Consider the following 8,050-nt stretch of genomic DNA (forward strand, 5'->3'; position numbering starts at 1 on the left):
TTGTTTATATCAAAATGTTAATATATATAAATATATATTAATGGACAAAAAAAAGACTCTTTCGAGTCTTATTCTTTAATGAATGGAAGCAAAGACATATGTCTTGCTCTTTTGATTGCAACCGCTAATTGTGGTTGGAATCTTGATTTAGTTCCTGTAACACGTTTAGGTAAGATTTTACCTCTATCACTAATGAATCTTTTTAGTAATTCAACATCTTTGTAATCAATATATGTAATTTTGTTTTCTGTGAAAAAACATCTTTTTTTACGTCTTTTACGGAATCCTCCTGGTCTTGCCATGGTCGTTTCCTCCTCTATTTAGAATGGTAGGTCATCTTCAGTTACATCAATAACTGGAGTAGACTCTCTACGTTGTTGTGGTTGTTTCTGTTGTTGTGATTTATCATCGTAGAATTTTTGACTATGGTCATTGTTAAATCCACGATCTTGTTGGTATCCACCTTGACTCTGATTTTGGTTTTGATTCTGGTTTGAATCTGAACCTTTAGGTTCTAAGAATTGAACACTATCACAAACAACGTCAGTTGTGTATTTTCTATTTCCTTCATTATCATCGTATGATCCTGTTTGGATGCGTCCTTCGACACCTAGTAAACTACCTTTTCTCACAAAACGAGCTAAATTCTCGGCTTGTTTTCTCCAAATAATACATTGGATGAAGTCTGCTTCTCTCTCCCCATTAGGACCTGCGAATGTTCTATTAACAGCTAACGTGAATCTTGCGAAAGCAATGTTCCCTGATGTATATCTTAACTCTGGATCTTTTGTAATACGTCCAACTAATACTGTACGATTAATCATAGTAATACACCCCTTATCTTACGTCTTTAATTATAATGTGACGGATAATATCTTCTTTGATACGAACGATACGATCGAACTCAGTTCGCGCTTCGTCATTAGATACAACATCTAGAACTACATAATATCCTTTTTTATGGTCCTGGATCTCATAAGCTAAATCTTTTATTCCCCATTCGTTGACATTAGCAACTTGGCTATCTCTTGAAGTGAAGATAGTGTTTAATTCTTCAATTAATACTTTACGATCATCTTCTAAAACAGTTGGGCGAATAACATACATAATTTCGTATTTTGTCATTTTATTTACCTCCTTTTGGTCTATTGGCTGTCTTGCAGCAAGGATGCGATTTCTCACGCTGAATAATTATATCACAAAGGTAATTCCTATGCAACAAATTATAGTTATTTTATATATATACTATATATAGGTGAAATCTCCGCTACTATATTGTAACACACTGAAATGTATCTGTAACATACCTGACTTCTATTTATAAGAATATAATAGTGTATTACAATGAGTTTAGAATGGTACTTGAATCCCCATTCAAATATCGTTCATCTTCTGGATTATTTTTAATAACCCTATTCATTCACATTAGAAAAGGTTGTGTTAGAGCACAACCTTTTCTTTTGCAATATAACTAAGTATATGTTCTTTCATTTCTCTTGATACAACATGCTTCTCATCAAACACTTGGAATGAAACGTTCTCTAGGTTTTGACCGTATAAATGATCACTGAATTTAAATGGAACGATATCGTCTCTAAGCGTGTTAATCATATAGAGTTCATGATACTTTAGCTCTTCCATTTTATAGTATGGGTCAATCGAAACAATATAGTCTTTTATATTAACCAGTTTTTCTCTATAAAAATCGTTATCTTCTCTATCAACTAGCCACTCTGCTAGTTGATATAAATACGGTGTACTTATAACTGGTATTAGTCTGTTTATGCGGTTTGTTTTCAATGCGCAATTATATGCAATCATTCCACCCATAGACACTCCAATAAAGTCAAAACTTTCAAATCTTGATTCATATAAACCATTGTATATTTCTAGGATATCATCTCCTGATTTATCAATGACATTAAATGCATCTTCAAACTTCTCATAGTTCTCTTTTGATATGAATGGCTCTTCTATTCTAGAACCATGTTTATAGGCATCAATTGCTACTACATTGAACCCTAATCTAGCGAGATCTACACCAATGTAGTCAGCGCCTCTATTTTTGTTTGATTCAAACCCATGTTGGATGAATACAAGTCCTTTTGAATCTTTGATATCACTATAGTATTCGTTGTAAGGAATGCCTTTATAAACTTGATGTTTAATTGTTATGTTTAACATCTAACAACTCACCCCTCACCAAGTTAAGTGCATACACCACACTTCTCGTTCTCACTTTATGTCTATCGCCGTTGAAGACGAACTTGTATGTTTTTATAGTACCATTTATGTACAAACCAAAATGAACGAGTCCAACTGGTTTTTCTTCTGTACCACCTGTTGGTCCAGCTATCCCAGTAACTGATATTCCGATATCACATTTTGTCAATTTGTTTAGACCATCTACCATTTGATATGCACATTCATTACTCACTGCACCAAATGTATCTAGTACGTCTTTTGACACATTTAAGTGTTTCATTTTTGATTGATTGCTATATGTGATTATTCCCTCATCATATACAGAACTGCTACCACTTACATTGAGTAGTCTGCCCGATAGTAATCCACCTGTGCAACTTTCAGCGAAAGAGATTTTGTAGTTTAACTCTTTTAGTAAATCAACAACAACACTTTCTAAAGTATCTTCTAGTGAACCATATATAAAATGTGAAAACTGATCATAAAAATCTTTTTTGCATTTTACTAAGTCTGTCTTTGAAGATGATGTAAAAATATACTTTATTTCACCAAGTCCAGCGTATGGTGCGATATTTACATTAGGATGCAATTCATAAAAACCAAGTAATTTATCTTCCATGAAAGACTCACCTGTACCAACAAGTTTAAATCCTTCACTATATAATTTAATATCTAGTTTTTTAGATAGGATATCTAGAACAACTGGTATCATAGGTTTTAATTCAGATGGGGGCCCAGGTAATAAAATAATATGTTTTCCATCTATCTCAAAATATACACCAGGTGCAGTTCCTTCATTATTAATGAGTACTGTTGAGTGTATTGGTCTGATAGCTTGTTTCAAATTTGTATCCTTCATTTTAATACTCATACGATCAAAATATTGTTTAATTGTATCAACAATTTCCTGATCAAGAAACGTTTTAACATTAAAATAATCATACGTTGATTCTCTTGTAATATCATCTATTGTTGGACCAAGTCCACCTGTAAAAAAGATGATGTCTTCATCAACTATATCTAGTATTCGATTGTATTCTTCTTTTATGTCGTCAATCACAAAACTACGATTTACATCAATACCTATTGTTTGAAGGTTTGATGCTATATGCATAAGATTTGTGTTTAAAGTTTTTCCTGTAAGTACTTCTTTTCCAACTGTTATAATTGCTGTCTTCATGCTCTCACCTACTTGATTTCTTTTGCTGTTCCTCCAACACTTACACTTAGTATTTCGTGTAGATGTTTATCTAGTTTAACATATATCTCAGAAGGCATATTCATAGAATACCCTTGTCTTAATACATATTCTGTTTTTTGAGGGGATACATATTTGTTTAAATAACATGCTAAGGCACCATTACTTGTCCCTGTTGCGCTTTCCTCATCAATCCCTACAATGGGTGCGAAATTTCTACCATATGCGTCTACTTTAGAATCTAGTGCGAATAGATGAATCCCAATTACATTGTATTTATTGCATAGATGTTCTATGTTCTTCATTTTAGGATGAAGTTTATGTAGTGTTGTTACATCTTTTACAGCAATGAATATTTCTTCTAATCCTGTTGATACAATCATTGGTGGTAATGTGTTATCTAGAAATCTTTCTTCATAGAAGCAATCTAGAATTTCGTATTGCTCAATTCCACTTTTAAACTGAGGTTTCTTTTGTTCCATAAAAACATCTTTTCTGGATACTTCGATATTTAGAACACCGACATTAGTCTCCATTGAGTGATGTCCTTTTTTTATGATTTTTAAATCTCTTAATAGATTGAAGGTTGCGATCGTTGCATGCCCACATAAATCTACTTCTTTTGTTGGTGTGAAAAACTGAACTCTAAATGTTGCTTTTTCACTTTCACTAACGAATGCTGTTTCACTATATCCAACCTCTTTTGCAACTTGTTGCATATCAAAGTTTGTTAATGAATCGGCATTAATAACTACGCCTGCTTTGTTTCCACCATTCTTTCCATTTGGGAAAGATGTTAGTTTATATACTTTTACATCCATGTTAATACCTACTTCCTATTATAGTTACTTCTATTTTACCATATAAATGTGTAAATTTATTGAAACAAAAAAGACACTAATTAAAGTGTCTTAAACATTAAACCTAAAATGCATTACATCTCCATCTTGAACGATGTATTCTTTTCCTTCTAATCTCGCTTTACCATTTTCTTTTGCACCTTGTTCTCCGTTAAATTCTACGAAGTCTTTATACTTGATGGTTTCCGCTCTGATAAACCCTTTTTCAAAATCAGTATGAATGATTCCTGCACATTTTGGAGCTTTCATTCCTTTTTTGAATGTCCAGGCTCTGACCTCTTGAGGTCCAGCAGTGAAGTATGTTTCCAGTCCTAATAAAGTATAGCTTTTCTTGATAAGTTTATCTAATCCCGATTCTGTTACTCCAAGATCTTCTAGGAAGATTTCTTTTTCCTCATCGTCAAGTTCACTCAACTCTGCTTCGATTTTAGCACTAATTACTACAGCTTCTGCTTTATCGTTTGCTGCATATTCTTTGATGATTTTTACGTATTCATTATCGTCGAAATCAGTAATTTCATCTTCGTGAATATTAGCAACATAGATGATTGGTTTTTGTGTTAAGAAGTTAAAGTTTTTAATAAGAGCAAGTTCGTTTTCATTAAACTTCATTGTTCTGATTGATTTGTTATCTAACAATGTTTCGTGAATCTCTTTCAAAACACCAAATTCAAACACGCAATCTTTGTCTACTTTTAATAAAGCTTTTTTCTCTATTTTTGGTAATCTTTTTTCAATTACTTCAATATCAGCAAAAATCAATTCTAGATTGATTGTTTCAATATCTCTAATTGGATCCACAGTTCCATCTACGTGTGTAACATTTTCATCATCAAATGCACGTACAACTTGTACGATGGCATCTACTTCTCTTATGTGTGAAAGGAATTTGTTTCCAAGTCCTTCACCTTTACTTGCTCCTTTAACGATACCTGCAATATCAGTGAATTCAAAGATAGTTGGTATTGTTTTTTTAGGGTTAACAAGATTCTTTAAGTTGATTAATCTTTCGTCAGGTACTTCTACTACTCCAACGTTAGGATCGATTGTAGCAAATGGATAATTCGCTGCTAGTGCTCCTGCTTTTGTTATAGCGTTAAATAATGTTGATTTTCCGACATTTGGTAGTCCTACTATTCCTGCTGTAAGTCCCATAATATCACTCCTTTTTAAACCTCTATTATTCTACTTTAATTTACAGTGTTTTACAAGAAAAAAAGCAAATGAATATTTGCTTTTTGGTTTTCTATTGATCGTCAGGATGAACGTTTAAAGTTGTTACTACACTTTCGTATTCTACATCGTCTCTAATGTATTTAATAACGATTGATTCTCCAACACTACTGTTTAGTATTGCTTCCCTTAAATCGTTAAAATTATTGATTTCTCGGAAATCCGACATACCTTCGTTTTTATACCCAATGATAATGTCATAATCAATTAATCCTGCCGCTTCTGCAGCTCCACCAACTTGAACTTCAACACAAACACCAAAGTCGTATCCACATTCATTTGTTTGTGCAGATGTTGTAATTCCTAGATATGGTCTTGTGATTATTCCATCATCTTCAAGGTCATTTACTATTCGTTCAACTGTGTTAGACGGGATTGCGAATCCTATGTTTGCAACGTAGTCTTCTACTAGTTTCATATTGTTTATTCCTACAAGATTACCATTAACATCAAGCAACGCTCCACCGCTGTTTCCAGGGCTTATCGCAGCATCATGTTGTAATAAAGTAGCGTCAAAATCACCTTCCATATAGTATCTTGCAGTACCACTTACAACACCCATTGTAACCGTACCGTAATAGTCAAATCCAAGTGGATTTCCTATTGCGAAGACGAATTGTCCCACTTTTAAATCATAAGAATCTGCGAACTCAATTACTTTAAAATCTTCAGCAGATTCAAATGTTACAACACCTAAATCGGTTGTAGGATCAGAACCGATATAATCTACTTTTTCATTGGGAATTTCAAAAAGTAATCCGTTTTTCTCAAAAACAACTGTCATATAAACTGGTAATTGTCTTTCCCCTTGTGTATTCTCATGAACCAATACATGATCATTTGTAACCATGTAATATTTCCATCCTTGAAGAACGTTTAAATCCTCATCTATGATTGTCATTGGTTCTCTTTTATATATTACACCACTACCTGTTCCAGATGTTGTATTTGTTACAACGATTATTCCAAGAACCCCAGTTCTTGCTTCTAATATCATTTCTGTTACAGCTTCTTCAAATGCTTCAATAGTATAATCGACTGTCGCTTGTTGTTCATCAATTCTTTCTTCAACAAGTTGCTCGATCAACACTTCTAATTCAGCTTGTGTTAATTCACTTTGTTCTGCAATTTGTTCTGCAACAAGTTCTTGAACCAAGGCATCAATTTCAGCTTCTGTTAGTGTGTCTGAATTTCCAGTTAAATCACACCCTGTTAATGTAAATGAAATTATAAGTATTAGTACTAATAGTAATTTTTTCATCGTGTTCACTCCTTTATGTTAAATAGCTCTAATGCATTTTTTGTTGTTTGATTGGCTATTTCTTTATATGATACATCTCTAAGTCTTGCGATTTCTTCTGCGACTAGTTTGACTCTTGATGGTTCATTTTGTTTTCCTCTAAATGGATGAGGTGATAAGTATGGTGCATCTGTTTCCACAAGTAGTCTTACAATTGGGACTACTTTTGCGACTGCTTTTGGTTTATGTCCATTTTTGAATGTAACGGGTCCACCTAGGGATATATGTAACCCCAAATCAATGAATAATGGAACCATTTCTTCACTACCTGAGTAGCAATGCATTATACCTTTTACATTTGAATACTCACTTAAAACATTATAGGTCGCTTCACTTGCATCTCTCATATGAATACTTAAAGGAAGATCTAATTCGAGTGATTGTTCTATATGCCATTTGAATAGTTCGATTTGAGATTCTATGTGTTCTTTATCCCAATAGAAATCAAGACCACATTCTCCAATACCGACTACCTTTTTGTGTGTTAATTGTTTTAGTAAAAGTTTTTTGTCTTCATCAGTAACTTTAATGGAATCAGTTGGATGAAATCCTACTGTTGCATATATAAAATCATATCGTTCAGCAAGTTCAATTGCTTTTTTATTTGTTGCTGGGTCGTATCCAACTACAATCATTTTTGATACATCATTTTCCAATGCTCTTTTTATGACATCTTCTAGAGAGTCATTGAATTGTTGTGCGTTTAGATGTACGTGTGTATCGATTAACATGTAATCACCTCTGCTTAGTACTATAATTATACTACAATTTTATGTAAAAATGGTGTATATACAAAAAAAAGAGGCATAAGCCTCTTTAGTTTATTTTTTATCTTAAATTATACTAAGATTTTTGAAACGTTTCCAGCACCAACTGTACGTCCACCTTCACGGATAGAGAATTTAGTTCCTTGCTCTAACGCGATTGGGTGAATCAATTCAACGATCATGTTAACGTCGTCTCCAGGCATTACCATTTCAATACCAGTTGGTAATTCAATGATTCCTGTAACATCTGTAGTTCTGAAGTAGAATTGAGGTCTGTAGTTACTGAAGAATGGTGTGTGACGCCCACCCTCTTCTTTACTTAATACATAAACTTGAGCTTCAAATCTTGTATGTGGAGTAACTGATTTAGGTTTTGCTAATACTTGTCCACGTTGGATATCTTCACGAGATACACCACGTAATAATGCACCAATATTATCTCCTGCTTCTGCACGATCTAATAATTTACGGAACATTTCAACACCAG

Annotated in this window: 10 protein-coding genes; all 10 read right to left on the reverse strand. The window is 33.3% G+C overall.

Features of this window, described 5'->3' with window-relative positions; all coding sequences use genetic code 11:
* Positions 1 to 68: 68 nt before the first annotated feature.
* The gene (gene rpsR, locus AC2LE6_RS07685) at positions 69 to 302 is read right to left on the reverse strand and encodes a 30S ribosomal protein S18 (protein WP_484478682.1); all 234 of its coding nucleotides are present in this window, start codon (positions 300 to 302) and stop codon (positions 69 to 71) included.
* 18 nt (positions 303 to 320) lie between these two features.
* Complete coding sequence (ssb, locus tag AC2LE6_RS07690; RefSeq protein ID WP_484478683.1) at positions 321 to 824, reverse strand: single-stranded DNA-binding protein; 504 nt, start codon at positions 822 to 824, stop codon at positions 321 to 323.
* A 13-nt stretch (positions 825 to 837) separates the two neighbouring features.
* On the reverse strand, positions 838 to 1,125 hold the full coding sequence (rpsF, locus tag AC2LE6_RS07695; protein WP_484478684.1) for a 30S ribosomal protein S6: 288 nt from the start codon (positions 1,123 to 1,125) through the stop codon (positions 838 to 840).
* A 315-nt stretch (positions 1,126 to 1,440) separates the two neighbouring features.
* Positions 1,441 to 2,184: an alpha/beta hydrolase gene (locus AC2LE6_RS07700; protein ID WP_484478685.1), complete on the reverse strand. Its 744-nt coding sequence runs from the start codon at positions 2,182 to 2,184 to the stop codon at positions 1,441 to 1,443.
* A complete protein-coding gene (locus AC2LE6_RS07705; protein WP_484478686.1) occupies positions 2,165 to 3,385 on the reverse strand; it encodes a CinA family nicotinamide mononucleotide deamidase-related protein in 1,221 nt (406 codons plus the stop codon). The genes AC2LE6_RS07700 and AC2LE6_RS07705 overlap by 20 nt, the downstream gene beginning before the upstream one ends.
* A gap of 8 nt (positions 3,386 to 3,393) precedes the next feature.
* A complete protein-coding gene (locus AC2LE6_RS07710; RefSeq protein ID WP_484478687.1) occupies positions 3,394 to 4,224 on the reverse strand; it encodes a PhzF family phenazine biosynthesis protein in 831 nt (276 codons plus the stop codon).
* 90 nt (positions 4,225 to 4,314) lie between these two features.
* Positions 4,315 to 5,418, reverse strand: coding sequence for a redox-regulated ATPase YchF (ychF, locus tag AC2LE6_RS07715; RefSeq protein WP_484478688.1), 1,104 nt, complete (start codon positions 5,416 to 5,418; stop codon positions 4,315 to 4,317).
* A gap of 91 nt (positions 5,419 to 5,509) precedes the next feature.
* Positions 5,510 to 6,757, reverse strand: coding sequence for a S1C family serine protease (locus AC2LE6_RS07720; RefSeq protein WP_484478689.1), 1,248 nt, complete (start codon positions 6,755 to 6,757; stop codon positions 5,510 to 5,512).
* A 5-nt stretch (positions 6,758 to 6,762) separates the two neighbouring features.
* Positions 6,763 to 7,527: a TatD family hydrolase gene (locus AC2LE6_RS07725; protein WP_484478690.1), complete on the reverse strand. Its 765-nt coding sequence runs from the start codon at positions 7,525 to 7,527 to the stop codon at positions 6,763 to 6,765.
* Positions 7,528 to 7,634: 107 nt separating this feature from the next.
* A partial coding sequence (locus tag AC2LE6_RS07730) for an EF-Tu C-terminal domain-related protein (RefSeq protein WP_484478691.1) occupies positions 7,635 to 8,050 on the reverse strand: 416 nt, incomplete at its 5' end.

This window comes from Candidatus Izemoplasma sp. (genome assembly GCF_982632705.1).